General features: G+C 49.1%; 17 protein-coding genes. 11 read left to right on the forward strand and 6 right to left on the reverse strand.

The features are described from left to right. Nucleotides 1-52: 52 nt before the first annotated feature. The 3 genes from AKN87_RS11210 to AKN87_RS11220 are packed head-to-tail and all read right to left on the reverse strand — an operon-like array spanning nucleotide 53 to nucleotide 6125. A complete protein-coding gene (locus AKN87_RS11210) occupies nucleotides 53-3208 on the reverse strand; it encodes a tyrosine-type recombinase/integrase (RefSeq protein ID WP_053103480.1) in 3156 nt (1051 codons plus the stop codon). 3 nt (nucleotides 3209-3211) lie between these two features. Continuing rightward, nucleotides 3212-5443 carry a hypothetical protein gene (locus tag AKN87_RS11215; protein ID WP_053103481.1) on the reverse strand — a complete coding sequence of 744 codons (2232 nt, stop codon included), beginning with the start codon at nucleotides 5441-5443 and terminating at the stop codon, nucleotides 3212-3214. Beyond that, a complete protein-coding gene (locus AKN87_RS11220; RefSeq protein WP_148561506.1) occupies nucleotides 5433-6125 on the reverse strand; it encodes a hypothetical protein in 693 nt (230 codons plus the stop codon). Before AKN87_RS11220 ends, AKN87_RS11215 begins: the two co-directional genes overlap by 11 nt. A 144-nt stretch (nucleotides 6126-6269) precedes the next feature. On the opposite strand from AKN87_RS11220, the gene AKN87_RS11225 reads away from it, so the two are divergent. After that, nucleotides 6270-7094 carry a competence protein CoiA family protein gene (locus AKN87_RS11225; protein ID WP_053103483.1) on the forward strand — a complete coding sequence of 275 codons (825 nt, stop codon included), beginning with the start codon at nucleotides 6270-6272 and terminating at the stop codon, nucleotides 7092-7094. A 778-nt stretch (nucleotides 7095-7872) separates the two neighbouring features. Next, the gene (locus AKN87_RS11230; RefSeq protein ID WP_053103484.1) at nucleotides 7873-8439 is read left to right on the forward strand and encodes a DUF1415 domain-containing protein; all 567 of its coding nucleotides are present in this window, start codon (nucleotides 7873-7875) and stop codon (nucleotides 8437-8439) included. Here AKN87_RS11230 and AKN87_RS11235 read toward each other — a convergent pair. Beyond that, complete coding sequence (locus AKN87_RS11235; protein ID WP_199532933.1) at nucleotides 8436-9359, reverse strand: LysR family transcriptional regulator; 924 nt, start codon at nucleotides 9357-9359, stop codon at nucleotides 8436-8438. The two genes, AKN87_RS11230 and AKN87_RS11235, sit on opposite strands and share 4 nt — an antisense overlap. A 156-nt stretch (nucleotides 9360-9515) precedes the next feature. Between AKN87_RS11235 and AKN87_RS11240 the strand changes: the two genes are divergently transcribed. The 3 genes from AKN87_RS11240 to AKN87_RS11250 all read left to right on the forward strand — a co-directional run bounded on the left by AKN87_RS11240 (nucleotide 9516) and on the right by AKN87_RS11250 (nucleotide 13715). Continuing rightward, the gene (locus tag AKN87_RS11240; RefSeq protein WP_053103486.1) at nucleotides 9516-10121 is read left to right on the forward strand and encodes a cysteine hydrolase family protein; all 606 of its coding nucleotides are present in this window, start codon (nucleotides 9516-9518) and stop codon (nucleotides 10119-10121) included. A 100-nt stretch (nucleotides 10122-10221) separates the two neighbouring features. Beyond that, nucleotides 10222-12858, forward strand: coding sequence for a phosphoenolpyruvate carboxylase (ppc, locus tag AKN87_RS11245; protein WP_053103487.1), 2637 nt, complete (start codon nucleotides 10222-10224; stop codon nucleotides 12856-12858). A gap of 92 nt (nucleotides 12859-12950) precedes the next feature. Beyond that, nucleotides 12951-13715, forward strand: a complete 765-nt coding sequence (locus tag AKN87_RS11250; RefSeq protein WP_053103488.1) for a sulfite exporter TauE/SafE family protein — start codon at nucleotides 12951-12953, stop codon at nucleotides 13713-13715. A 44-nt stretch (nucleotides 13716-13759) separates the two neighbouring features. Here AKN87_RS11250 and AKN87_RS11255 read toward each other — a convergent pair whose 3' ends face one another. Both AKN87_RS11255 and chrA read right to left on the reverse strand, forming a co-directional pair. Continuing rightward, nucleotides 13760-14152, reverse strand: a complete 393-nt coding sequence (locus AKN87_RS11255) for a hypothetical protein (protein ID WP_053103489.1) — start codon at nucleotides 14150-14152, stop codon at nucleotides 13760-13762. Between the two features lie 32 nt (nucleotides 14153-14184). Next, a complete protein-coding gene (gene chrA, locus AKN87_RS11260; protein WP_053103490.1) occupies nucleotides 14185-15438 on the reverse strand; it encodes a chromate efflux transporter in 1254 nt (417 codons plus the stop codon). A gap of 138 nt (nucleotides 15439-15576) precedes the next feature. On the opposite strand from chrA, the gene AKN87_RS11265 reads away from it, so the two are divergent. The 6 genes from AKN87_RS11265 (at nucleotide 15577) to waaC (ending at nucleotide 25593) form a co-directional block, all read left to right on the forward strand. Continuing rightward, nucleotides 15577-16341, forward strand: a complete 765-nt coding sequence (locus tag AKN87_RS11265) for a helix-turn-helix transcriptional regulator (RefSeq protein WP_053103491.1) — start codon at nucleotides 15577-15579, stop codon at nucleotides 16339-16341. Between the two features lie 136 nt (nucleotides 16342-16477). Beyond that, on the forward strand, nucleotides 16478-19633 hold the full coding sequence (putA, locus tag AKN87_RS11270; RefSeq protein ID WP_053103492.1) for a bifunctional proline dehydrogenase/L-glutamate gamma-semialdehyde dehydrogenase PutA: 3156 nt from the start codon (nucleotides 16478-16480) through the stop codon (nucleotides 19631-19633). Between the two features lie 87 nt (nucleotides 19634-19720). Further along, the gene (gene putP, locus AKN87_RS11275; protein WP_053103493.1) at nucleotides 19721-21205 is read left to right on the forward strand and encodes a sodium/proline symporter PutP; all 1485 of its coding nucleotides are present in this window, start codon (nucleotides 19721-19723) and stop codon (nucleotides 21203-21205) included. A 134-nt stretch (nucleotides 21206-21339) separates the two neighbouring features. Next, the gene (locus AKN87_RS11280) at nucleotides 21340-23244 is read left to right on the forward strand and encodes a PhoX family protein (RefSeq protein ID WP_053103494.1); all 1905 of its coding nucleotides are present in this window, start codon (nucleotides 21340-21342) and stop codon (nucleotides 23242-23244) included. Nucleotides 23245-23530: 286 nt separating this feature from the next. Further along, entirely contained in the window at nucleotides 23531-24577 is a 1047-nt protein-coding gene (gene waaF / locus AKN87_RS11285) for a lipopolysaccharide heptosyltransferase II (RefSeq protein WP_053103495.1), read from the forward strand. Beyond that, a complete protein-coding gene (gene waaC, locus AKN87_RS11290) occupies nucleotides 24577-25593 on the forward strand; it encodes a lipopolysaccharide heptosyltransferase I (protein WP_053103496.1) in 1017 nt (338 codons plus the stop codon). Before waaF ends, waaC begins: the two co-directional genes overlap by 1 nt. Nucleotides 25594-25595: the final 2 nt, after the last annotated feature.

Consider the following 25595-nt stretch of genomic DNA (forward strand, 5'->3'; position numbering starts at 1 on the left):
GCGTCTTAAAGCACTGCTCAACTGCAATGGTTGAGCAGTAATACTCGCAGTTCTAATTTAAATCGCAGTCTTCACCATCTTCATGAGTCGATTCATTATTGTCGCTATTTTGCCAAGCTTGTATTTGATTCGGTGTGAAGAAAATTATAGCCAGTCGATGCAAAAGCACGTTCAGCGCCTGTGAGCTGAACTGTGATAATCCTTTCTCCATATACTTGTCTTCCTCCGCGTGACGTAAAAATAAACGTGCCAGCCCGTTAGGGTGTTGAGCAACACGCTTGAGTGGAAGTGTCTCAGTTTTCATATGTGGACTACATGCCCAGTCAGAGACTGTCTGTTCAGGGGGCATTTGTAATAAAATCTTCCACCTGTGCCAAGGGTAAAGCTGGCTTGCTATGGTCATAAAGCGTTTAAAAATCTTAGGGTTCGTAAACCTAATACCTGCACGTGAGGATGTGCTGTTTAGTAGTGCGTACTTGAGGAGCCATTTGAACTCTGTAAGTTCTAGTTGGTTTCTACGCAGGTTACGAATGGCGTGTAGGCCTTCCTCAATATCCTGTTTTTCATGACTATTATTTGGCGTTGCAGGCAAAATTTGATGTCTGCGGGCGAGCGGAAATAGTATTGATGTACCTTTGACTGTTTTGAGTTCACGTAAGGCTACTGCTGTCTGATACCAAGCTGTAATGCGCTGCTCATCACACTGATAAAATGTTGCCAATTCATCGTAGGATTGTCCGTTCTGTATTTTTGCCAGAATAGCTCCGCTTATTATGTAATGTGAGTTCTGGCGCGGTATGAGGTGTTCGGGATTCTCACCTGTAGACGGCTGCTCTTTTAATTTATTTGTATAGCGCAGCAGTTTTTTAGCTGAATATGCATAGGTTTCTCGCGGGTGCATGGCTTTGTTTTTTTTCAGCAGTGCTATGCGGTGTGGATTTAGACCAAACAGTGCTTGGCCAAGGTGATCATCGAAAGGACGCTGGTTTGCTTGTAAATGCAGTCCTACTAAGCAGTCTGTAAAATGTAAATAAGTGCTTAACGTCATAGCAGGGCTGCTGTGTCCTGCCATGACCGCTAATGCGGAATAACGGTCACGTTTACGACTCTTGCCGACGATTAGGGTGAGAATCTCATCTACTTGCTCGTCAGAGTATGGAATAAGAGCTTGTAGCACTGGTGGTAGTTCAACCAGATCACGATGCAAAATTAACTGCATGCGAGATAACGCGCTATGCCGCATGTGGTACAGGCGGTACTCGAGACCGCCGGACAGATCGTAAAGAACACTGCTAACTAAACCTGCGATGCTCGATGTATTGATCATTTCAGCACTGTTTTCAGCCGTGCAAAAAAGAAGTTCACTTAGACTTTTTTGCTCTAGCCTGCGCTCATTGATATAGGCGTTAACGGTATCTACTTCGTGCTCTGCTAGTAGCGGGAATAGTGGAACTTTACGCAGAGCAGCAGGTGTTTTGTTTTTTCCAAACCTATTATTGCGTGGGTACAAAAAACCTTCGGGTGATGGTTCGATATCTTGGATTCTGAGCTTTGCCAGCTCTCCCGGCCTTAGGCCGGTTCTGTACGCCATAATTAAGAACGTCTGTAGCAGTAGTGCTTCGCGTGTATTGGTGTCGTATAAACGTTTGACGACTGCAAGTAGCTCTAGAAATAACGGCTCATCAATAATTGCAGCGCTTATATGGATGATTGTCTTTTTGTTTTCTGCGTTAAGCGAGAAGGGCAGATGAGCAAAGCCGAGTTCAAGTACTGCAAAGCTATGCATGTCAAACAGTCTGTCGGCCTTAAATTCTCTGTTTTTATCTGATTGCCGTCTGTTGAGGATTGACAGGTATAGAGTATGAAAATCTTCACCGTCAAATGTATCAAGGGGCTCTAGATAAGCCTCTGCAATCCATTCATCGCCTATGGCTGTTAAATAGCGTTCTGCAGTAGATACTGCATTTTGCTTATGAGCTAAGTGGTCATACAGCCAGCGGCATAGGAGATCCTCGCTGGTGTCAAGATCTGGAGTAATAAGCTGTTTAATAGCATCAATGGTTGCAGACTTGCTTTCATGGCGAGCTCGGTCCTTGTGCAATATCTTTTTAAGTTTATTTACAATAGTACTGGGTTTGCTTTTAAGACGCCTAACAGGTCTTTTTTTTGCATTGCTGGCTGTCTGTATCAGGTTAATGCTTTCTGAGCTGCATCTATAAATTTGCTTAGTATAGAGGCGCTTCCAGTAACATAACGGCAGGCTAGCGCTAAGTTTTCGGCCAGTAATGTATTCAATCAGTATCTGCGGTAGATTTACGCCCGTTTGGTTTTCTGTAACTGCTGCTGCACCGTCTCTAAATAAAGTGCGCGAGATTTTAATGTCCAGTTGACTGGCTACTTTTGCCCTGTAGTGGTTAATAAAAAGTGAACTATCATCTATATGGTTAGGCTGCCACGTATCAGACTTAGTACGTAATAACTGAGAAAGCACCGATAAACTGGTTGGGTCGAGAAAGTGGTTGATTAAGCAGGTCGGCTGATCTTGTGCTGGACAGTAAAAGTTGCTCGGGTAGTTTTCGCTTGGTTCCGTTTTTAAGCTTAGAAAAAGCGTGGGAGCGCTGCCTTGTAACGGTTTGTTTTGCATAATGCTGCGGGCAAGGGCAGGCCAAAGGTGCATGCGTGTTAGGCCGCTATATAATAAAGAGCACGTCAGAAATAGAATAAAAAGCTCTTCAGTACCCATGGTTGGATTAAGCTCTGCTCGCCACTGTTTCTCTGCTGCCAGCATATCGGTAGAGCGTTTATGCCATGCATTATTGCGTGTTGGCTTAATGCGGCGAATCGTATTCCATGGCGTTGGAACATCTAATTGCCACAAGCCGTTTTCATTGCCGTCTTCTATGGCATAGCTAATGAAATTATAGGCTCGGCGATAATTGCTGGTATTACCTAGAGCTGTTTGCAATGCTTTATCAATACTGGGCCAGACCTCCGAGAATCGGGTGCTTTCCGGGTTTTCAATACACATTCCAGGCAGGTGCTGTTGAAAAATACTGATGGCCTTGCGTAGGTTTCTGTAATCTTCTTTTTTACGTTGCTCTTTACGCGTACGCCACCCGGGCAACAACTCGGTATTGAACTCTATATGAGCCAAAATAAGCTTATTTTGCGATGCTGAAGGCATCGGCGATTCATATCCATTTGTCATGAGTTAGCTCCAGCCTGCTATTGCTTGGACATCTAGTTCATTTAACAACTGCTCAATCTGATCACTGACTTGCGTAAAATCGTGTAGGGATAAACTACTGAAACTGCCCAAGCCTTCCTCACCAAACTCCTCATGACCCATCCAGCTGTTGATAAGCTCGTAATGAATATTTTTATTTTTTAAATAGGTTCTGAGGTGGTGTCTGGGCCAGTTGTACTGAAAAGGTACAGTATGTTTGAGCACTTGCCTGAGCACGCTGGGCGTTAGCCCTACTGCTTGTGCTGCTTGAGTCGATGGACTATCAATAAAAAATAGTAGATTGCTTTCTTTGTTTAAGACTTGTTGGCAGTGTAGAGAAATATTATCAGCTAAAAGGCGTGTCTTTTTTACAAGAGTTCGAATGTGCTGCAGGTACAATTCGACTTGTCGCACGGCTGTTTTAGGCAGCACCACAGTCCTAGCTGAAAGGCCATTGCGGCGCTCTTTGTCACTAATCCACCAAGTAGCATTGTGCTCGTTATAATCAGCTAGGCTCCCAAGCGGCGCATTCACGTTACGGTGTCCGGTCGAAAATACTAGGAGTAACCATACGTAGCATGTGTATTGGTTGTGAAACTCGTACATGCTGGTCAAAGATGTGCTTTTTTTAAGAGCTGGGTCGGGTTGCAGCATTTTAAATAATTGTTTCAAAGCATGGTTTTTAATTTTAATAGCACTGCCGAGAGTGTTAGGTAGTTGCTGAATAACAGGTAAGTCGTAGCTGAGCTCAGCAAAACTAAAAATATCCTTTAGGTAGTGCTGGTGATTCAGTAGGAAATTGCTTTCATTAAAATGAGTATAGGCAATGGGTGCGTATTGCTGTGCCGTTAAGCCGCGTAAAATTGCGCTTTCAGCAGGGTCAAATCCATTGCAGGAGTACCAGTGACCTAGGTAGTTGCTGATACGGCCTAGGGTTAATCGAGTTGTATATTTATTGTTGATAACTTTTAGGAGTGTGCGAGCTTGATTGATGACCTCATCATTAATCACGATCTGTTCAATTGCTAGGCTTGTTATCAGAGGCATTGGTACTCTAAAAGCGGTATGTGTAGGGCTTGATATAAGAGGCTCAATTATTGGGTCCTGTGTGCCACTAGGTACTAAGTGAGGCACTTCGTAAATCAGTAACCATTGCCTTTTTGCAGAGAACCATAAACGAATATTAGGTAGTTGCTCTATGCGCAGGCCGCTAAATAGCATAATGAGTAAAATGTCAGCCAGCACGTGCTGTTCTTCTGGTAGTTGTGCCTTGTCGGATGCGGTAAGTAAAAAATTTCGTATGTCCCATCTGCTGAGATGCTCAACTGAGCATGGTAGAGAGAGGTTGCGCATATAAATTTGCTCTGCAAATCGCTGGCTGTGAATAGCTTTTTGGGATCGAGATAGATTGTGCTGCGACTTATTAGAGGTACGCAGTGTTTTTGTATTTTTTAGCGTAAGAGACTCGTCAGTCTCATCGAGTCCATGCGTACTGGGTTTATCAAATGTTAGTTCTTCATAAGCCACGCCGCCTTCGTAAATAGTCGTTACGTTTGCAGGCGTTGACGATAGTGCATCTGTAAGAGGCCTTGCTTTCTGGGTGCGGATGATGCCGCTTTTAAACTCAATAGCGTTGCTAATTGCCACTGCTATGTAGTCAACATACCATTTTGTATTTTTATCCAGTAAGTTTTTACGAGTCTGATCAAGATCGGCGTTTAATGTTTTGAGGCATGTACTCTCATCGATTTCAGGCAGCAATTTAAAGGCTTGACGGTGTTTTTTGTTCGCAGCAAATAAGCGGATTTGTCTCAGAGCTTTTTCTATTGCATTGCTATGATTTCCAATCAGACTCAGTTGCATAGTGCTGAAAATTATTAAGCATTTATACAGTTGGTACTGTTCCTGTTCATGAGCGTCCCAATCTGGAAATGGAGTCGTTGCTAATGCAGCTGTGAAATCTAAGACGCCTAGCATGCTCGCCTGTTTGATTGCGCGAGTTAGCTCGTTTTGCTGGTTATTATTCGATGTTTGCGGGCTGGCGTTTAATGTATTGATGTATGCCTCAATGGTACTGAAGTGGTTCAGCCAGCTGTCCGGAGTCCGGTCTAGTAATGCGCTTAGCTCAGACGTAATTACACCGCGGAAACCATCGATAATATGGTGATTTGGAAATACAAATTCATTTAACTTGTCGTTCACGTTATCAGTCAGCATTGTTACCCTCTGCCTCTACACACTCATCTTTTTCTTCATTCTTATTCAGAGCATTGACGATATCTTCAAGGCTGGAATTGCCTTGCCGCTTTGTCATAATTGTTTTCGAGCGTTGCTGGTAGATTGCACGTCGTGATTGTCCTGATTGCTCAGCGAAAAAAGTATCGGTTAGCGGACCTCCAAAGAAGTTTTTAGACAGCTCCGCTGGAACGTGTTTTTTTATATTGTCGATAATCAGGCTGGATTGCCGCACATCAGCAGCTATATATAGCTGCTCTAAAAATATGGGCCATGCCATATTTTCTGCTAGCTGCTCTACATCGACGCCATACATAAGTAATGTTCCAAACTCAGGGTTCGCATTGTTCCAAAAATAAGGTGCCCAGAATGGGAAAATAACCTGAAAGCCAGTGGGTTTGTTATCCTTAGAAATCTTGTGGCTTTCTGTTTGAAACGTCATGCTGCCAACCAAGATGCGAGGTAGCGAATTTAAAAAGCGCTCCTGCTTTGGTGTTGTTTTCAGCATGAATGGTTGCTGGATCAGACATTGATAGGGCTCACGTACTGCTGGGTGAATACTGAAGGTAATGTCATGGTTTTTTGAATAGATGAGTTGAGGCATGAAAGTTACTCGCTGCAAAATTTCAGCGAAGATAGCAGTGGAAGCTGGAAGTGCTTGCACGGTTAAGTGACGTTTTTCGTAACTTAGCTGCAGAGTAGGGTTGTAGCCTTATTATTTGCAAGTGAGAGGCTGGAGTGGTTGTTAAAAATTAAGCTGAAGTGGCAGTAGGCTGCTGCTGAGTAAAGTGATTTATGCGGAGTATTAATGGACGTTGATTCGCGCATCCCGTTTGGTTTAAGCACTGATAGTGGGCAGATTGTAGATGTTGGGAGTGTCGAGCGTGGTAATGCTTGTCGATGCATTTGCCCCTCATGTAAAACACCACTAGTCGCAAGGCATGGAACTCAAAACGCATGGCACTTCGCCCACCGTAGCCAGAAGACGCATAACGAAACTCGTAATGAGTGCGATTACTCCTTCGCAGTTTCTGTCAGGCTGATGATTCGGCAGCTTGCCACTAATGGTTTGAAATTTAAGGTGCCGCGGCTGGAAGGGGTGCTTCCTGCTTATAGTGAGTTTACTCATCAAGCAAAAGATTTTGACTATTTGGTGACGGAAGAATCGCTTTTGATTCTAGAGGACGTAGAAGTAGGGGCTGCTTTTTGTGGTGAGACTGTAGATGTCCTAGGTCTTGTTAAAAGTGTTCCATTTGTGGTGCATGTCACCTATAGGGATCGAAACCTGCCTATTAGTCTCAAAGAACCCCAGGTGGCTAGGAGTGGTGTCATTGAGCTTAATGTCGATGATTTACCGCAGTTATTTGCTAAGGAAGATAGCGGACAGTATCAAGAGGTTCTTCGTCGATACATTGAGGACCGAACAGATGGTAAGACCTGGGCTTATCATCCTCGTGAGAAGAAGCTTAAAAATATTGCTATAGCGCAGCGTGATTCTTGGCTAGACCAGCAAGAAGCTGAGGTAAAACTTAATACGTCTGCTAACTTTACTTGTCGTATGTGTGGCTGGGTAGGGCCGAGCATAAAGTGTGAGCCATGCGATTCTCATTTGTACACAAGCAATAAAATATAGCAGCCTGAGTGGTCGACATATCCAGAGCGCTCTGGATCGGTAGTTGATCGAGAGCGTGCCCATCTAGAGATATATTCAGTGTCTCGTTATACCAGTTGAGTTCATAGATACCCATAACCTTTGCTGTGAAGATTAGCTGATCAGTTGTTGCATCAGGGGGAGGGGTTCGAATTTTACTTTCCAAGCGATCATGCAGGCCCACTCCCATAGATCAATATTTGAGCTATTGGCTACCGCCTAGTTGCAAAATCTAGAGTAAATCGGCGATAGGTATCAGGGTAGTAGAGGCATGCTTATGTTGCTTATCCACAGCTCTGCTCAGAGATAACTTGATGCAATTGTGGCTGCTCGGACGCTAGGGCCAAGACTGGCTTGCTGGGGATTCGCTCGCTTTTTAGTAGGGAGAGTGGGAGCATTGTTCCCGTTAAGAACAGAGGTTTCACTGCTTGTGACCAGATAACTGGTGTTAATTGACGTCGATTGAGGTTGAGTCTGCTTATTTATTTCTCTTTGTATATCAATTAGTTACAGTTAGTGTACAATGGATGTCAATTAAGGACATCTGGCTCGAACGGCCTGTCACGCCGGGGGTCGCGGGTTCGAGTCCCGTCCACTGCGCCAGATTACGAAAACCCGTTAAGCCTTGCTTAACGGGTTTTTTCGTTTCTAGTCAATTATTTATTTTGTGCGCTTGCTCTTGGTTAGAGTCGGGCATTAACACTTTGCCTCAATGCCTCTTTACAAGGTGGATGGCATACAACAAAGGTAAGGAAAGGTTATGTGTCCACCCGTATCAGTAACTGAGGCCGAGGTGATTGACGCCGTAGCGCATTGGGTAGCCACCTGTGTGGTGGGGTTGAATCTTTGCCCCTTTGCCAAACGTGAAGTAGTGAAACAGCGTGTCCGCTATGTGGTCAGCCAAGATACTAACGAGCAGGCGCTACTAGTGAGTTTGCAGGCAGAACTGGACTATCTCACTGCCCATCCTGAAGTAGAAACCACCTTGCTGATCCCCATAGGCTTGTTACAGGATTTTTATGATTACAATGATTTTCTTGATCAAGCCGACTATTTACTGCAAGTGCTGGATTTAGAAGGGGTGTATCAAATTGCTAGCTTTCATCCGGATTACCAATTTGGCGGCACGTTAGTTGGCGATGTGGAAAACTACACTAATCGCTCACCTTATCCAGTGTTGCACTTATTACGTGAAGAAAGCCTAGAGCAAGCGATTGCTGACTACCCCGATGTTGAGCAAATCCCCGAGCGTAATATTGCCCTGATGCAACAGCTAGGCGTTGAGCAGTTAACGGCGTTGCTAGCCGCTTGCCGCAAGCAGGGTTAATCGACGACTGAAAGCGGCGTGCCTCGTAACTGTTCAGCATAGTCAGCAAATAACTGCAGTAACCAGCGATAAACCGTTTCAAAGCGTTGAATTTGGCCGATTTGGCGGTGACTCAGTAACCAAATTTCGCGTTGTAATACTGGCATTGGGCTGAGACGTTTAAGGCCCGCTTGCTCAGCCAACATGCAGGGCAGTAAGGCTAGCCCTAAACCTTGCTGGCAGGCTTGGAGTAAAGTCGGTAGGTGACAACTTTTTAAGCAGATGCTGGCTTTGGGGTAATGTTGCGCTAGCCAGCGCATCTCTGGCACATGGGCTAAAGCTTGGGTGTAACTGAGCCAGGGTTGTGCTGCCCACTGTTGGGGCGTTAAATCAGCAAATTGTGGAGCCGCGTAAACGGCTAAGCCCAGCTCGCCAACTTTACGCATGAATAGCGCAGCATCTTGTTGTGGGCGGGCAAAACGAATCGCCAGATCGGTTTCGCTATGACTAAAAGAAAGATCACGATCAGCATTAATTAGCTCGAGGCAAAGCTGCGGATGTTGCTGCTGAAAGGCGGCCAACTCTCGACCAAGCCAGCTACTAAAAATAAAGTCGACGGCAGTAATACGCACTGTGCCCTGGACCGCTTGGGCTTGTTGTTGAGTTGATTCGAGCAATTGCTGCACTTGTTGGGTAATAGGCTGCGCTTGTTGCATAAATGCTAAGCCTAATTCAGTGGCTTGATAGCCTTTGGGTGTGCGAATAAATAACGTACTGTGTAAGCGTTGTTCGGCGGCAGCTAAGCGGCGACTAATGGTCGATACATCTACCTGTAGCTGCTGCGCCGTGGCACTTAAGCTGCCCGCTTGATGCAAGGTGGTCAGTAGTTTTAAGTCGTTCCAATCAAACTCTTGGGCTGGCATAGCTAAATAAATACTCAAACAGGTGATCTAGGATTAGGGCGTATTAAGGGCTGTTTGCTGCTTTGCAAAGATGCAAACTGAGTTGGCAAGTTTAGGGCTGTTCAGCCTCTGCTGTCACTTGGACAATGGCGCTAGAAAACCACGACTTCCTTCGCCAATAAAGAGACTAAAACTATGTCCACTCAGCAACTCCCTACCTTATTTCAGCTTACCGGCAGTGAGCACGGTCCAGCCAACTGGCAAGAAGCGGTACTGATTATTATTGATGCGCAAAATGAATATCGGATCGGTGATATGCGTTTGCCTAATGTCGAGCCAGCTACTGCGCAGATTAGCCTGCTGCTGGCTAAGGCACGGGCAGAACAAACACCGGTTATTCATATTCGTCATATGGGGGTGGTGGGGTATTTGTTTGATCCAGAAGGGCCGCGGGGTCAGATTTTTGATGAGCTAGCGCCGCTAGCAGGCGAGGTAATCATTGATAAACCATTGCCTAATGCCTTTGCCCAAAGTAATTTGCACAACGTCATTAAAAATACTCAGCGCAGCGCGTTGATTGTCTGCGGCTTTATGACCCACATGTGTGTTAGCGCCACGGTACGTGCTGCTAAAGATTTAGGGTATCGCTCTACAGTGGTTGCCGCAGCCTGTGCTACTCGCCCGTTACCGGGAGTAGATCAGCAAGTGGTGGATGCCGAAGCGCTACATAACATGGAGCTGGCGGCCTTGGCAGACTTTTTTGCCTGTGTCGTACCTACTGCTGAGGAGTTAGGCGCTTAAGCATAAAAGGCACTTGCGAATTTTTTTAGTGCTGGGCACTCTGAAGCAGTTAAGTTTGCGCCCTTCTTGTTGAAGGGCGACTCTGCTAAAGGAGTAACACATGCCAACAATTGATTCTCGGTTACGCGAACATGTGCACCTATTGGGTGACTTGCTAGGGCAAACCATTAAGCAAGCAGTGGGTGCCGAACTCTTTGATAAGGTAGAACGCATCCGGCTAGGAGCTAAATATGCACGGCGCGGACAAGCCCAAGCACGGCAACAGTTAACCGAGACCTTAGATGGACTGACCGATACTGAATTATTAGCAGTAGCACGGGGCTTTAACCAATTTTTAAACCTGGCCAATATTGCCGATCAATACCATTTAATGCGTCGTCGGCACGCCGATGAGGCACCGGCTTTTGAAGAGCAAATGCTGGGTCAATTGCTGCAACGGTTAACGGCTAAGGGGCATGATTTAGCTGAGCTAAAGCAACAGTTAGAAAACCTCAGTATTGAACTGGTGCTAACCGCGCATCCAACTGAAGTCACGCGGCGCACTATGATTGTCAAATACGACGCCATTGCCCAGCAGTTAGCTGCCTTGGATCATAGCGATCTAACGGATCAAGAGCGCAATCAAGCTCTGCATAAATTACGGGTATTAATCAACGAAATTTGGCATACCTCAGAAATTCGTAAACATCAGCCCACGCCATTGGATGAAGCCCGCTGGGGCTTTGCGGTAATTGAACGTTCGCTCTGGAAAGCCTTGCCCAATACTTTGCGCCATGTGGATCAGGTGTTGCAGGTGCAAGGTGCTGAGCCCTTAGCAGTGACTGCGACGCCGCTTCGTTTTGCTTCGTGGATGGGCGGCGATCGTGACGGTAACCCTAACGTCACGGCCAATATCACCCAAGAGGTTTTGCTGTGGGCGCGTTGGATTGCGGCGGATTTATTATTAAAAGACATCACTAAGCTCACGGCGGAGCTATCAATGCAGCAGGCCAACTTAACCTTGCAGCAACATGCCCAAGGCAGTGATGAGCCGTATCGCGTGGTGTTAAAAAAACTGCGCAATCAATTGCGTTATACCCGCACCACCTTACAAAAGTGCATTCAAGAGCAAAGCCCGATACCTGACGATGTGCTCAGTGATAACCAGCAGCTGCTGGAGCCTTTACTGTTGTGCTATGAGTCCTTGCATGAATCAGGGTTAGGCTTAATTGCCGATGGTGATTTATTAGACTGCATTCGTCGTGCCCAAGCCTTTGGTTTATTTTTGCTCCGCCTTGATATTCGACAAGATGCGGCGCGGCATGCAGCAGCATTAGATGAAATTACCCAGTGGTTAGGCTTGGGCAGTTATCTGGCGTGGGATGAAGAGCAAAAGCAAGCATTTTTACGTCAAGAACTGGCCAATAAACGGCCGTTACTGGCTGCTGATTTTGAGCCTTCAGCAGATACCCAAGAAGTGTTAGATACTTGCAAGGTGGTGGCTAAGACACCGGCTGCCGCCTTGGGCTCCTATGTGATTTCCATGGCCACCGCGCCGTCCGATGTGCTGGCGGTGCAGTTATTGCTCAAAGAAGCTGGACTGCGGCGCTTTATGGCTGTGGCGCCACTGTTTGAAACCGAGCAAGACCTAGATCATGCGGGGGCTGTGATTGGGCAATTACTGGCTTTACCGGATTACCGTCAGCAGTTAGCTGGGCCGCAAGAAGTGATGATCGGTTATTCAGACTCAGCCAAAGATGCCGGCACAACGGCTGCGGCCTGGGCGCAATATCGCGCCCAAGAAGAGCTGGTGGCGGTGTGTGCCAAAGCGGGAGTGGAGCTGCTGTTATTCCATGGCCGTGGCGGTACCGTAGGTCGTGGCGGTGGACCAGCCCATGAAGCTATTTTATCGCAGCCGCCAGGTTCGGTGGCAGGGCGCTTTAGAACCACCGAGCAAGGCGAAGTAATTCGCTTTAAATATGGCTTGCCTAAGGTGGCCGAGCAAAACTTAAATTTATATTTGGCCTCGGTTTTGGAGGCTACCGTGGTGCCGCCACCGGCCCCAACTCAAGCTTGGCGTGATGTGATGGAGCGAATGGCTGCGGATGGCGGGGAGGCTTATCGCGCAGTAGTGCAAGAGGCGCCAGAGTTTGTGGCGTATTTTCGTCAAGCCACACCAGAGCAAGAACTAGGCCGCTTGCCCTTAGGCAGTCGTCCGGCGAAGCGTCGTTCGGGGGGGATTGAAAGTTTACGCGCTATTCCATGGATCTTTGCCTGGACCCAGACGCGCTTAATGCTGCCGGCATGGCTCGGGTGGGAGGAGGCTTTGGCCAAAGCGCTGGAGCGTGGTGAAGCCGCCACTTTAGAAGAAATGCGTGATCACTGGCCGTTCTTTCGCGCGCGGATTGATATGCTGGAAATGGTGCTGCTAAAAGCGGATCAAGGGATCGCCAGACTATATGACGCCCGTTTAGTCGAGCCCGCGTTGCAAGGCTTTGGTGAAGCACTGTATGCCAAACTTGAGCAAGCCGTGCAGCAAGTATTGGCTTTGACCGGCGAGGAGCATTTGCTTGAGCGCCACCCCTTGGTCCGCGCCTCAATTAGCATTCGCGATACTTACTTAGATCCGCTGCATTTACTGCAGGTTGAGTTACTGGATCGCTCGCGCCGGGAGCACAGTATTGAGCACCCTGAAGTAGAGCAAGCGATGTTAGTCACCGTAGCAGGGATTGCCGCAGGGCTGCGTAACACAGGTTAAGCCAGCAACGGTTGAGGCTAATGAAGGTGGGCTTTTAGTCCACCTTCTTAGTTTTTAGCGATGGGTTTCAATGGATCAAACAGAGTGTTTTTATGCAGAGTTTAATAGCCGCTGGTTGGTTACCCGAGTATTTATCGTTATACACGCTGCTTGGTTTAGTGGCATTAGCCGGGTTGACCTCGTTTATCACTGCGTTTATCGGGATTGGCGGCGGAGCTATTTTACTGGCAGGACTTAGTTTGTTGATTCCCACTGCCGCGATTATTCCAGTACATGGCTTGGTGCAATTAGGCTCAAATGCTAATCGTGCCGCCATGACTTGGCGCTGGATAAATTGGCAAACCATTGCTTGGTTTGCCCCAGGTGTGCTGCTAGGCGCTGGATTAGCCAGTATGTTATTGGTTGAACTACCGGTTGCTGTATTGCAAACGGCCATTGCGCTCTTTATTTTGTATCTGTGCTGGGGTCCATCTTTATCTGCACTTATTTTAGGTAAGGCGGGTACTTTAGTCGCTGCCGCGCTGACCACCTTATTGAGTCATTTGGTTGGGGCGACCGGGCCTTTGGTGGGGGCTTTTGTTAAGCAGCAGCAAACTAATCGGCAAGCTACCGTGGCGACCTTTGCCGCTGCCATGACATTGCAACATGCGCCAAAAGCCATGGTATTTGGCATGGCAGGCTTTGCTTTTAAGCAATGGATTGTGCTGGTGTTGGCAATGATTGCAGCTGGCGCGCTGGGCACTAAGCTAGGATTAGGGCGTTTACAAAAAATCAGTGATCAGCACTTTAATGGGTTATTTAATCTCCTGCTGACCCTAATTGCAGCACGCTTATTGTGGCAGGCGTTGCTGCGGTAATTAACCAGTGCTGGCGCGAAATGTTTACTGAGTAGCTGAGCCGATTAGTGGGCCCGCAAATAATCCCGGCGATGGGGATGCTCAATCCACTGCAGCTGGAGTTTAGGGCCTAACGCGGCGAATAAATAATCGGCTAAATGGTTAGCGTAATAGTGAATAGAATCAAAGGCATCTTGCCCCGCTGAATGGATATAAAACTGTAATGAATCAGTGGCAGGCCAATGAAACCACGCACCCCCTGCATAGAAAATCGTTGCGGTTTGTTGATCTAACACTTGCTGATCGCGCTGTTTCGAGTGCAACCAGTGCTCAAGCAGTGGGGCTATTTGTGCGGGCGATACACCGCTGAATTGTGCTTCTAGCATGACATCGCGGTCTTCATTCCAGTGTTTAATATCCCACGCGTAGTTCAGTAAATAATGCTCAGTGTTTGACATCAAAGTGGCCTAAATAAGAAAAACAGGCGCCATTATAAAGCTAAGCCCAGCGCCGTAATAGATTGCAACCAGGTATAGCCTAGGCCACACAAGGGGACTAGCAACCAGGCGGGTAATTGCCACACCGCCAATGCTAGCCAAGCGAGCAAGGCCAGCGCTAAGTCAGTGGGTTGATAAATACTGCTCAGCCACAGTGGCTGATAGAGCGCGGCTAACAGTAGGCCGACCACCGCCGCATTGGCTCCGGCTAAGGCGCGGCGAACTGCAGCTTGTTGTTTTAATTGCTGCCAAACGGGTAACACTGCTAACACCAGTAAACCTGAGGGTAGAAAAATCGCCACTAAACAGAGCAGGCCGCTGAGCCAAGGCCAAGGATGCGAGGGTAATAACGTACCCAAGAAAGCCGCAAAGCTAAACAGTGGTCCAGGTAAGACTTGGGCCGCGGCATAACCAGCGAGAAACTGCTCGCTGCTGATTAATCCCGGCGTTACCATCTGGGCCTCTAACATGGGCAACACCACATGACCGCCGCCAAAGACTAAAGCACCGGCCTGATAAAAGCCGGCGATTGCTTGTAGTAATGGCCATTGGCTGAGGTGGGCTAAGAGGGGCAGTAAAAGCAATAACAGTAAAAAAATCGTTAGCCAATACTTGGCCTTGCGCCGCTGGATACGGGTTGTGGTGGGCTGAGGCGTACTCTGAGCTAAGGCGGCGCTAGCTAAGGGTGAGCTTGGGCTAGGCGTGAGCCAGCGCCAACCAATTAGCGCACTGCCGGCAATGACAACTATTTGAGTGCTAGCGCCAGGCCAGCATAACAGGATGCAGCAACTGAGCAGCATCAGACTGAGTTGTGCACGAGTGCGACAGAGCTGTTGACCTAGGCTCCAAACCGCGTGGGCGACAATCGCCAGTACCGCCAGTTTAATCCCAGCTAAAAAATCACTGGGTAGCCGGTTGCGGTAATGACTAAAGCCCAAGGCCAGCATCAACAGCGCAGACGGCAGGGTAAAACCCAGCCAAGCTGCCAGCGCCCCCTTATTGCCGTGGCGCAGCCAACCCAAAGCAAAACCTACTTGGCTGCTGGCTGGCCCGGGTAAAAACTGACACAACGCCACTAAATCACCGTACTCGGCCGCACTGAGCCAGCGCCGCCGCTGGACAAACTCGTGCTGAAAATAAGCCAGATGAGCACTAGGCCCGCCAAAGGAGGTCAGCCCTAAGCGCAGGAAAATCAGAAAAATAGCGTAGGTTTTAGCCCAGCCCTTAGCACTCGAAGCACTATGCATAGTGGTGATTAGTTGCCAATTAAGAGAAAAGTCACACTAATGCACTATAGGGGGGAATTATGACGCTGTGGTGAAATCAATCGGTTATTGCTTGGGTGGTGACGTCTCACCACTTAGATCGACCGCTAGGATATGCCTATGTTAACCGCCCGTTTAACGCCACTTGCTCCCACTAAGCAGCAGCACACCCATGTGCATCATCAATTAGTCTTTGCGCTACAAGGCGTAGCCGAGTTTGAGGTTGCTGGCCAAGGCGGGGTAGTGGCCGCTGAACAAGCCTGTTTAGTGCCCAGTGATGCCAGTCATGAATTTGCTGGGGTAGGTGATAACCGCATGTTGATTCTGGATTTGGCAGCGCTGGCTGATCCGGCGGATCGGCGTAGCTCGTGGCAACGTTTGTTTGATCAACCCCGTTACCTCAGAATCGATCCAAAGCTGCATCAACTGTTGCATTATGTTCAGCTTGAGTTACCCCAAGCCACTGCTAATCCATTGCTGATGCAGGCCTTAGGGCAGGTGGTGGTGCAGGCGTTACATCACCGTGTATTTGCCGATCAAAGCGTGCAGCAGATGTGGCAACGGCTGGATATGCAGCAGTTACAAACCTACGTCGCGCAGCATTTAGAACGGCGGATTGCCGTGGCTGAGTTGGCTGCGTTAATGCATCTGAGTGTTGGCCATTTTTATGCTTTGTTTAAACAGCAAACCGGCATGACCCCCCAGCGTTTTTTATTGCAACAACGCTTAGAAAAAGCCTTATTTTTATTGCGGGAAACCCAGCAACCCTTAGCAGTGGTGGCAGAAAATTGCGGCTTCTCCAGCCAAAGTGCGCTGACTAGTTGGCTGCGCAAGCACTATGGCATTACTCCTAGGGCCTTGCGACTATGCAGTCAGCCTCGGTAACACTTTAGTGGTAAATCAGAGAACCGGAGTAAAAAATCAGAGAATCCTGTAACGGTCGCCGTTAATAAATTGCTTACAGTGAAAATCATTCACGCTTGTCATGGCTTTCTGTGATGACTCACTGTAGGAGATGGATATGTTTCAGGCCCAAAGGCTGCTTAAGGGGTTACCCGAGTTATCAGCCGCTGCTTTTTTTCCGCAAATTAGTGCCAATTATGCCCCCGATGAGACTGCCTATTTAGAACAGCTGATCCAGCTGCTCAATACTCAAGAATCAGAAATCCAAGGGATTCAACAGCACACTCAACAGCTGATAGAGCAGGTGCGTGGGCAACAGCAAAAGGTCTCCTTATTAGATCAGTTGCTGCGGGAATATAGTTTAGATACCCAAGAAGGCTTAATGCTGATGTGCTTAGCTGAAGCACTGTTGCGGGTGCCGGATAAGTACAGCATGGATGCCTTAATCAGTGATCGCTTCAGTGCTGCGCAGTGGCAACAGCAGCTGGGGCAAAGTGACAGTTGGTTGGTTAATTTTGCAGCTTGGAGCTTGCGTCTAACCGGCAAACTGGTGCAGCCAACCCGCGCTTTAAGCGATCCACCCAGCATGATGCATCGGTTGTTAAGTCGCAGCGCCGAGCCGGTGATTCGTCAAGCCCTGCGTAAAGCGATGAAAATTATGGGTGAGCAATTTGTGCTAGGGCAAACCATGGCACAAGCGCTGCATAAGGGTAAACGCTGGGTAGCCAAAGGCTATGATTATTCCTTTGATATGTTGGGTGAGGCGGCGTTAACCGCAGCCGACGCCGCAGCCTACTGGGAAGATTACCGCGCAGCCATTGAGGCGGTGGGTCGCGCACAGTTAGCGACCAGCCATAATTATCCGTCGATTTCGATTAAGTTATCGGCGTTACATCCACGCTATGAAGTGGCGCAACAGCAGCGGGTGCTGAGCGAGCTGTTTACTCAGGTGCGGCGCCTTGCACTACAGGCAAAGCAGCAAGGGGTGGCAATCACCATTGATGCCGAAGAAGCTGATCGGTTAGAGCTGTCGCTGTTGTTATTTGAGCAATTAATTAAAGACCCTGAACTGAGCGGCTGGGGCCAGCTAGGAATAGTGGTGCAAGCTTACTCTAAGCGTTGTTTGCCGGTGTTGGTGTGGCTGACGTTACTGACTAAAGAGCAGGCCACGAGCATTCCTGTACGTTTGGTCAAGGGCGCCTACTGGGACACTGAGATTAAGCATAGTCAGGTCCAAGGTTTGGCTGGCTATCCGGTGTTTACGCGCAAAGAAGGCACCGATGTCTCGTATTTAGCCGCCGCACGCTTTTTGCTATCAGCGGCCACTGAAGGCGCACTCTACCCACAATTTGCTACCCATAATGCCCACACCGTTTGCAGTATTTTGCAGTTTGCCGGTCACCGTGCCTTTGAATTTCAGCGCCTGCATGGCATGGGCGATGCGCTCTATGATCAGCTGTTACAGCAACATCCCGGACAAGCGGTGCGGATTTATGCCCCGGTCGGTGCGCACCAAGAGCTATTGCCATACTTAGTGCGGCGCTTGCTGGAAAACGGCGCCAACTCTTCATTTGTGCATCAGTTGCAAGATCCACGAATTCCGATTGCTCAGCTGACTCAGCATCCGCTAACGCGCTTAAGCGCTTATCCCGCCTTGTATAACGACAAGATTGTATTACCGAGCCAAATTTTTTACGGCTTACGCACTAACTCCCAAGGAATCAATATGAACATTCAAGCACAGTGGTCGGCATTGGAGGCTGAGTTTAAACCGCAGCTCACTCGGCAGTGGCAAGCTGCACCGATGATTAATGGTGAGCCTTTAGTGGGGGAGCCACATACCGTGGTGTGTCCGTTTAATACTCAACAAGTGGTCGGGCAAGTACAGCTTGCTACGGCCAGTCAAGCGGCACAAGCCATGGCCGCTTTAGAGCAGGCTTGGCCGGCTTGGAATGCCACTGCCGTTGAGCAGCGAGCAGCTATTTTGCTGCGCTGCGCAGACTTACTGGAACAGCATCGGGCTGAGTTGATGGCTTTATGTTGTTTAGAAGCGGGTAAAAGTTTGCAAGATGGCATTGATGAAGTGCGCGAAGCCGTGGATTTTTGTCGCTATTACGCGCAACAAGCAGAGCAGCGTTTGCAGTCGAGTGAGTTATTAGGCCCCACCGGAGAGCGTAATACCTTGTTTTATCAGGGACGAGGAGTCTTTGCCTGTATTAGCCCGTGGAACTTTCCTTTGGCGATCTTCTTGGGGCAGATTAGCGCCGCCTTAGTGGCAGGCAATACCGTGTTAGCTAAGCCCGCCGAGCAAACCAGCTTAGTGGCCCAGCGTGCCATAGAGTTATTGTTTGAAGCGGGCTTACCCACTACAGCGCTGGCCTTTTTACCAGGCAGTGGCAATCAGTTGGGGGCAGTGTTTTGCCATGATGCTCGCTTAGCGGGGGTGTGCTTTACCGGTTCGACCCAAACCGCACGGCAAATCAATCAGCGCCTTGCGGATAAGCCTGGAATGATTGCCCGCTTAGTGGCTGAAACCGGTGGGCAAAATGCGATGATTGTTGACTCGACCGCCTTACCTGAACAAGTGGTGCAGGATGTGCTGGCCTCAGCCTTCACCAGTGCAGGGCAGCGTTGTTCAGCGCTACGGGTGCTGTATCTACAAGAAGAGATTGCTGACACAATTTTGCGTTTATTGACCGGGGCCTTACAAGAGTTAAGCCTTGGCCCAAGTTGTTTGCGTGAGACTGATGTCGGTCCGGTGATTGATCGCGCTGCCCAGCAACGCTTACTGCAACATATCGAGTTATTTCAACAGCAAGGTCGCCTGTTAGCTCAAGCCCCCTTGCCCAAAGGACTGCTCGATAGCGGCTATTTTGTCCAGCCGAGTGTGTTGCAGTTGGCGCATCTGTCAGAACTCAGTGAAGAGCACTTTGGCCCCATTTTGCATGTGCGCCGTTATCCCGCCCAGCAGTTAGCCGAAGTGCTGGAAGAGATTAACAGCAGTGGCTTTGGCTTGACCTTAGGCGTGCATAGCCGTAATCAGCAGACCGCTGACTTTATTGAGCAGCGGGCCAAAGTGGGCAATCTGTACGTTAATCGCAACCAAATTGGTGCTGCGGTAGGGGTGCAGCCGTTTGGTGGCCAAGGCCTATCTGGTACTGGGCCCAAAGCCGGTGGCCCAAACTACTTGTTCAGCTTTATTACCGAGCGGGTAACCACCACTAATACTGCCGCCATTGGTGGCAATGCCTCGTTGTTATCGTTACAGGGCTGAGCTTGATACAGCCAGCCCTAGGAGTGCAACCCAGCGACCGCCACCTGTGAGTCGGTCGCTGCATAACAATAAAATAAGGTGATCATAATGAATGTTTCTACACCGACGTTAGTGACCTTTGCCCTCTATATTGGGCTGATGTTATTTATTGGCTTTTGGGCTTGGCGCTCAACTAAAAACTTTTCCGACTACATTTTAGGTGGCCGCAGCTTAGGCAGTTTTGTTACGGCCATGTCGGCTGGCGCCTCGGATATGAGCGGTTGGCTATTGATGGGCTTACCTGGGGCCATCTTTGTGGCTGGCTTATCGCAAAGCTGGATTGCCATCGGCTTGGTCACTGGCGCTTGGCTTAATTGGCTATTTGTTGCCGGACGGTTACGGGTGCACACCGAGTTTAATCACAACGCCTTAACCTTGCCCGACTACTTTACTCACCGTTTTGAAGATCACAGCCATGTGTTGCGGATTCTATCGGCCACCGTAATTTTGCTGTTTTTCACCCTGTACTGCGCCTCAGGCGTGGTGGCCGCAGCCCGCTTATTTGAAAGTACCTTTGGCCTAGATTACAGCGTGGCAATCTGGCTAGGCGCAGCTGCGACGGTAATTTATGTGTTTATTGGCGGTTTTTTAGCCGTTAGTTGGACTGATACGGTACAAGCGATGTTGATGATTTTTGCATTGCTGATTACGCCGATTTTTGTGTTATTAGCCTTGGGCGATTTACCCAGCACCCTGCTCAGTATTGAACAGGTTAATCCCAGCCATTTTGATATGTTCCATGGGCTGAGTGCGGTGGCGATTATTTCATTATTGGGCTGGGGTTTGGGCTACTTTGGCCAGCCGCATATCTTAGTGCGCTTTATGGCCGCCGAATCGGTTAGCACCATTCCTAATGCACGGCGGATTAGTATTAGCTGGATGCTGCTGACCTTAGCGGGTGCGGTGGCCGTAGGCTTTTTTGGCACTGCCTATTTTGCCCAGCATCCCGAGCAAGCAGGACTGGTGAGCGGTAACAGTGAGCGGGTGTTTTTAGAGTTGGCCAAAATTTTATTTAATCCGTGGGTAGCTGGCGTTATTTTAGCTGGGGTATTGGCCGCCGTAATGAGCACCTTAAGCTGCCAGCTGCTGGTGAGTTCCAGTGCCATCACTGAGGACTTTTATAAAGCTTTTTTGCGCAAAAATGCCTCCCAGCGTGAATTAGTTTGGGTGGGACGGTTAATGGTCTTGGGGGTGGCATTACTGGCAATTTATTTGGCGGCTGATCCCAACAGTAAAGTGCTGGATATTGTGTCTTACGCTTGGGCTGGGTTTGGCGCGGCCTTTGGTCCGGTAATTTTACTGTCGGTTACTTGGCCACGGATGACGCGCAATGGTGCGGTGGCCGGTATTTTGGTCGGGGCTTTAACCGTGGTGCTGTGGAAGCAGTTCATTGATCTAGGCCTGTATGAAATTATTCCTGGCTTTGCCTTGGCTAGTGTGGCGATCATTGTTGTCAGCTTGCTCGGTAAGCCGCCGGCTGCCAGTATTCAGCAACGCTTTGCCCAAGCTGATCAGGTGTTTAAGCAAGGCTAAATCAATAGCGCCCAAGCACTCATTGGCTTGGGCGTTGCGGGTTACTGAGTCGGCGCTTGAGTTGTCATATCGCTGTAACTTCAACCACCTAAGCTGTGGCTCATTCCAAGAACCTATTGAGCTAGGAACCCTGTATGAGCCAGTTTGAATTGCAAGATGAGCGTAATCATCCACGTCCCGAAACCCCAGAATTTACCCAGATGGTTGAACGGGGTTTATCCCGTCGCCGCTTTTTAGGTGGGGCAGGTGCTGCTTTAGGTGCTGCGGCCTTTTTTAGTATGACCCCGGTCACCAAAGCGGTTGCGGCAGCCCTAGCGCCTAGCGGCAGCCCGTTATTAGGTTTTAAAGCAGTGGCCGCCAGTACTGCCGATACCGTGACCGTGCCAGAAGGTTACCAAGTGAAACGTTTGATTTCTTGGGGCGATCCACTGTTTTCTAAGGTGGCCGCTTTTAGTGATCAGGTGAAAAATAATACCGCTGCCGATCAAGCAGGCCAGTTTGGTGATAACACCGATGGCATGAGCTTATTTCCGTTAACCGCTGACAGCGCTATTTTGGCGGTGAATAACGAGTACACCAACTATGAGTTGATGTTTGAGCACCAAGGGAAAAATATGAGCGCCGCCGATGTGCGCTATGCTCAAGCGGCCCATGGGGTTTCAGTGCTGACCTTAGTTAAGCAAGCAGGCGGCTGGCGGGTACAGCAAGACGGTAAATACAATCGCCGGATTGATGCCAACACGCCGATGCGCATCAGTGGGCCAGCCAAAGGCCATGCCTTATTGCAAACCCATGCTGACCCTAAAGGCGAGTTAGTTCTAGGCACCTTTAATAACTGCGCCAATGGGCAAACCCCTTGGGGCACTTATCTGACCTGTGAAGAAAACTTTAATGGCTATTTTGGCAGTGATCAGCCGCTAGAACTTTCCGAGAGTTTTAAACGTTATGGAATTGCCGCCGAAGATGCCGGTTACAGCTGGTATAAGTTTGATCAGCGGTTTGATTTAGCTAAAGAACCCAACGAGCCCAATCGTTTTGGCTGGGTAGTGGAGATTGATCCCCATAACCCCGAATCACAGCCGGTTAAGCGCACGGCTTTAGGCCGCTTTAAGCACGAAAATGCTGAGTTAGTTATCGCCGAAGATGGCCATGTGGTGGTTTATCTAGGGGATGACGAGCGTGGTGAGCATATTTACCGCTTTGTTAGCCGCGATAAATACAATCCCCAGGATCAGGCCGCCAACCGTGACTTGTTAGATGCCGGTACTTTATCGGTGGCTAAATTTAACGAAGATGGCAGTGGTCAATGGATTAGCCTAGAGCATGGGCAAAATGGTTTAACCGCAGCTAATGGTTTTGCTAGCCAAGCCGACATCTTAATTAATACCCGTTTAGCCGCTACCCAAGTGGGAGCTACCACCATGGATCGTCCGGAGTGGGTTGCAGCGCACCCCCACGAGCCGATGGTGTTCTGTACTCTGACCAACAATAAAAACCGTGGCCTGAAAGACAATCAGCCAGTGGATGGCCCTAATCCACGTGCCGAAAACCACTACGGGCAAATTGTGCGTTGGGTGCCACGTGCAGGGCAACATACGGCCGAGCAGTTTGACTGGGATTTATTCTTAATTGCGGGTAACCCGACCGTGCATGCGGGCACGCCCTATGCTGGGTCGAGCAATATTACCGCCGACAACATGTTTAACAGCCCCGATGGCATTACCTTTGATGAGGGTGGGCGGCTGTGGATCCAGTCCGATGGGAACTATTCCAACGAAGGCGATTTTGCTGGTCAAGGCAATAACCAAATGCTCTGTGCGGATCCTAAAACCGGAGAGGTGCGCCGTTTCTTAACTGGACCGGTTGCCTGTGAAATTACTGGATTGGCCTTTAGCCCTGATCAAAAAACGATGTTTGTTGGGGTGCAACATCCGGGTGAGGAATTAGCGCCTTCGCATTTCCCCTTCGGCGGCAATAGCGTGCCGCGCTCGAGCATTATGCTGGTGACCCGTAAGGATGGCGGGGTGATTGGTGCTTAATTTGGATTGCATAGGGAATTAAGCGCAGGGAATAAGCATTAGGGAAATAACCTAAGGGTATAGGTAGTGGCATCGGTTAGGGAAGAAGGATGCAAGCGGGCAAGGAAGCCCGCTTTTTTGTGCCTGGGTAAAACTAAATGAGTGTACTTTCCTCCCTTTGGGCTGCTTGAGTCCTGTTGCCCTTGGCTGTGGTTTAGAAACATTGAAAACAAGAAAAAAACCAGATTCAGTGGCATAATCGAGCCTTTCTTTGGATTACTACCCTTTGAGTACAGACAAGCGGCCGATGAATATTCTTATTGTTGGACCAAGCTGGGTTGGCGATATGGTCATGGCGCAAACCCTATTCATAGCCTTAAAACAGCAGCATCCAGACTGTCAGATCGATGTGTTAGCGCCTAATTGGAGCCGTCCGCTGCTAGAGCGGATGCCCGAAGTGCGTCAAGCCCTTAGTTTTCCTTTAGGGCATGGGGTGTTGGACTTGAAAACCCGGCGCCAATTGGGACAGCAGCTGAAAAATCAATACGATCAGGCGATTTTGCTGCCTAACTCGTTAAAGTCTGCGCTGACGCCATTTTTTGCTCGTATTCCTAAGCGCACTGGCTGGAAGGGTGAAATGCGCTACGGTTTATTGAATGACCTGCGCCATCTGGATAAAGACCGCTACCCCTTAATGATTGAGCGCTTTATGGCGCTGGCTTACGCACCAGGTACCGAGCTACCTAAACCTTATCCGCGTCCGAGCTTACATATTGATCCGGCCCAGCGGCAGCAGGCATTAACAGAACTTAACCTAGTACTGGATCGTCCCGTGCTGGCGCTGTGTCCTGGGGCCGAGTTTGGTGAGGCCAAGCGTTGGCCTGCGTCAGCCTATGCGGAAGTGGCCGAGGCTAAAATTCGCCAAGGCTGGCAGGTGTGGATCTTTGGTTCAGAAAAAGATCACCTCAGTGGTGAGCATATTCAACAGCTGTTGATTCCTGGGTTACGTGAAGAAGTGACGAATATTGCCGGTCAAACCTCCCTCGCCCAAGCGATTGATTTAATGTCCTGCGCTGAGGCAGTGGTAAGTAATGACTCGGGATTAATGCACGTGGCCGCGGCCCTGAACCGACCTTTGGTGGCGGTATACGGCTCAACTTCACCGGACTTTACTCCGCCCTTAGCCGATCAAGTCGAAATTGTTCGTTTAGGCTTAGATTGCAGTCCTTGTTTTCAGCGTACCTGTCGCTTTGGTCATTATGACTGCTTGAAAAATCTACCAGCGAGTTTGGTGATTGCTGCTTTAGAGCGTTTAACAGTGACGCCGATTCAATTGCAAGAGAGCGAACTGTAGTGCGTGTGTTATTAATTAAAACCTCGTCGTTGGGCGATGTAATTCATACCTTGCCTGCATTAACCGATGCCCAGCGAGCCATACCTGGCATTCAGTTTGATTGGGTAGTGGAAGAAGGCTTTGCCGAAATCCCCAGTTGGCACCCCGCAGTGGCAGAAGTGATTCCCGTAGCGATTCGACGCTGGCGCAAACAGCTGTGGCAAACCTACAAAAGTGGTGAGTGGCGGGCCCTAAAGCAGCGGATTAAACAGCAGTCTTATGATTTAACCATTGATGCCCAAGGGTTACTCAAAAGTGCTTGGCTGACGCGTTTTAACTTAGCGCCAGTGGCCGGCTTTGATAAACAGTCGGCGCGCGAATCTGTGGCCAGTTATTTTTATGATGCCAAATATCAGGTGGCAACGGATCTCCACGCAGTTGAGCGAACCCGGCGTCTATTTGCTTTGGCACTGGGTTATTCGATTACCGGCAAGGCCGCCGAGTATGGGTTGCAAACGCGGCATAAAGCGCTTGCCCAGCCTTACGTGATGTTCTTACATGGCACCACTTGGCCAAGCAAGCACTGGCCAGAGCAGTATTGGCGACACCTAGCTGAGCAGCTTAATAGCCAAGGGATCGCCGTGCACCTCGCTTGGGGGAATGCTGCCGAGCAGCAGCGGGCCGAGCGGATTGCCCATGAACTGGAGCAGGTTACTGTGTTACCGCAGTTAAACTTGGCCGGGGTGGCCGATGAAATTGCCAATGCTACCGCCTGTGTAGCCGTTGATACCGGACTTGGGCATTTAGCCGCAGCGTTAGATGTACCAACCATCTCATTGTATGGTCCCACCTTACCGGGGCGAGTTGGCGCCTATGGCAAGGGGCAAATTCATTTATGTGCCGAGCATCCGTTAGCCGGTAAAGGTGATCGCCAATTACCGTGCTTTGATGACCTTACCCCCGATAAGGTGCTGCAGCATTTACAGCCCTTACTCCAGCCCACCACCGGGAGCGCTGCTCCCACCGCTAGTGAGTAATT

The sequence above is a fragment of the Thiopseudomonas alkaliphila genome (assembly GCF_001267175.1).
Classification (GTDB): Bacteria; Pseudomonadota; Gammaproteobacteria; order Pseudomonadales; family Pseudomonadaceae; genus Oblitimonas; species Oblitimonas alkaliphila.